The sequence below is a fragment of the Mesorhizobium sp. M0185 genome (assembly GCF_040322175.1).
In the GTDB taxonomy this organism is placed as follows: Bacteria; Pseudomonadota; Alphaproteobacteria; order Rhizobiales; family Rhizobiaceae; genus Mesorhizobium.
The window spans coordinates 1-2,500 of record NZ_JAMYSY010000026.1 but is presented as its reverse complement, the minus strand read 5'-3'; the positions used below and the strand labels follow the sequence as shown (position 1 = coordinate 2,500).

Here is a 2,500-nt window from a genome sequence, read left to right as displayed (position 1 = left end):
GGGGCCAGGCGCTTCGTTGACTTCACCCGCCGTGACAGGCAAATGTCATGGCCACAACAAGAACGACAAGCCGTTCCGCCCCGGGGAAGAAGCAGCCTTTCTGGATGCCAGACACGGAAGATGTCATAGCCGACCTCGGCAACGAGCCGCCGCTGATCGCGGACGGCCGCAGCGGCCCTCCCGACCGGCGCGAGGTTTCGGCGCGCTGGCTGTCGGGCACCTTCCTTACCGGCGTGACCTCGAGCGTGCTGATGGGCGTGGCGCTGTTTGCAGCGCTTGACGGCCGCCAGCAGTTGGCGACGCCACCCGAGATCGCCGAACTGATCAGCCTTGCCAGTGGCGACGATTCCGGTGAGATCGCCAAGACGACCAGGCTGGTCGCGCTGCGCCAGATCGCCAAGGCCAAGGATCGCCGGCGCATGGAAGTGTCGATGGTGACCAAGGTCGGCGACCGCGATGTCATCCACACCATGCCTTTCGTGCAGATCAAGATGGCGCTTGCCGCCGGTCACACGACCAGCCGGGCCTATCCGCCTTTCGACCCGATGCAGGTGTTTGGCAATGGCGACGACAATGCCGCCCAGCCGGCAGCCGCCGCCGCCAGCCAGATCTATGGCGCCAAGGTCGAAAGCGAGATGAGCTTGAAGACCGTCGATTTCCCGATCGAGACGGCGGCCTTCGACGAAAAGAGCGACCTTTCTGCCGACGAGGTGGAAAAGGTCGTGCGCGAGGCCGGCACCGATCTGAGCGACGGCGCTGTCCAGGTCGCTTCGCTGCATTATGTCGACCCACAGCGATTCGGTGACGGCTTCGCCGAAAGCATGGCTGGCTCCTATGACGTCAAGATCGTCCCGGAAAACGTCTCGGTGTCGCCGCGTGCCGCCATCGACGACCATGCGCCGGCTTTCGCCGAGGAAATCATCCCCTTCACCAAGGATCTCGACATTGCCGAGGCCTTCGCTGATTCGGGCTATACCGGCGAGGATGCCACCGGAATGGCCGAGGCGATCGCCAAATTGCTGAATGCCACGGCCCTCAAGGCAGGAACCGTGCTGCGCGTTGGGCTCGAGGTCCATGGCGACGCCGCCAAGATCGTTCGCACCAGCGTGTACGACAGGACCCAGCACATCGTCACCATCGCGCTCGACGACCACGACCAGTACGTGCCGGCGCAGGAGCCGGAGCCAAATCCCGAATTGCTGACGGCGTTCGACGATTCGCCTGCGCCCGTGGTGCGCGGCAATCTGCCGAACATCTATGACGGCATCTACCGCACCGCCTATTCCTACGGCATGTCCAAGGCGATGACGCAACGGCTGATCAAGTTGCTGGCATCCAGTGTCGACTTTCAGTCGCGCCTCAATCCTACGGACCGCATCGAGGTGCTGTTCTCGCAGCCCGATGGCGACGACCAGGCGTCTGACGAATCCGAGCTGCTTTACGTCTCCGCGACTTTCGGCGGCACGACACGAAATTTCTATCGTTTCCAGATGCAGGACGGCAGCACCGACTATTTCGACGAAAACGGCAGCAGCGCCGAGCAGTTTCTGCTGCGCAATCCCTTGCCCAATGGCCGGTTTACGTCCGGGTTCGGTGCCAGGCGTCACCCCATTTTGGGGTATGTGAAAATGCACACCGGCACCGACTGGGCAGCTCCCGTGGGATCGCCGATCATTGCCGCGGGCAACGGCGTCGTCGAAAAAGCCGGCTGGGCCGGTGGCTATGGCAAGCAGATCATCTTGCGTCACGCCAATGGCTACGAGACGTCCTACAATCACCAGAGCGCCTTTGCCAAAGGCATCGAGCCGGGTGTTCGCGTTCGCCAGGGTCAGGTTATCGGCTATCTCGGCTCAACCGGCCTCTCCACCGGTCCGCATCTTCATTACGAACTAATCGTCAACGGCACAAAGGTCGATTCGATGCGCGTCCGCCTACCGGTCGGCAAGACGCTGAAGGGCGACGACCTCGTCGCCTTCAAGCGCGAGCGCGAACGCATCGACGACCTGCTCAAGCAGGAAGACAGCAATCAGTTGAAGGTCGCGAGCGCCAAGCTCGAAGGCTGAGCCGACGTTTTTCGTCGTCAGCCCTGCTGATTCGCCGTGTCGCGCGCCCATGGCAGCCGCTCGCCGGAAACCGTCGTCCACGCGGTGATTGCCGAAAACAGGCAAAGCAGCGCGGTCACCGCGGCAACGGCGGCGAATGCCGCGTCGCTGGCGGCAAGTCGTGCCGCATCGAGGCCGGGCGCCAGGCCGGCTGGCGGCGGTTCGCCGAAACCCGGAATGCCGGAGCCGGCAGCGGTGCCGAGCACGCCAGCATAGACCCAGGCCGCCAGCGATCCCATCGCCGCCACGGCAATCAGGCCGCCGATGCGCGAGACGGCGTTGTTGATGCCCGAGGCCGCACCCGTATCCTTGTCCTCGACCCCCCGCCATACGGCGGGGCACAGCCGCGATACCCCCCCCCCCCATCCGGAACCCCACACAGCCCAGAGCGGGGATAA

At 64.0% G+C, this 2,500-nt stretch carries 1 protein-coding gene and 1 pseudogene; one reads left to right on the top strand and one right to left on the bottom strand.

Features of this window, described 5'->3' with window-relative positions; all coding sequences use genetic code 11:
* Nucleotides 1-104 precede the first annotated feature (104 nt).
* The gene (locus NKJ20_RS20220; RefSeq protein WP_352746339.1) at nucleotides 105-2,063 is read left to right on the top strand and encodes a M23 family metallopeptidase; all 1,959 of its coding nucleotides are present in this window, start codon (nucleotides 105-107) and stop codon (nucleotides 2,061-2,063) included.
* Between the two features lie 17 nt (nucleotides 2,064-2,080).
* On the opposite strand, the pseudogene NKJ20_RS20215 reads toward NKJ20_RS20220, so the two are convergent.
* Nucleotides 2,081-2,500 (bottom strand): annotated as a pseudogene (locus tag NKJ20_RS20215) (MFS transporter); the annotation flags it as partial.

Excerpts from the sequence above, each read along its gene's own strand:
- NKJ20_RS20220 (WP_352746339.1), top strand. The coding sequence starts at position 105 with ATGCCAGACACGGAAGATGTCATAGCCGACCTCGGCAACGAGCCGCCG.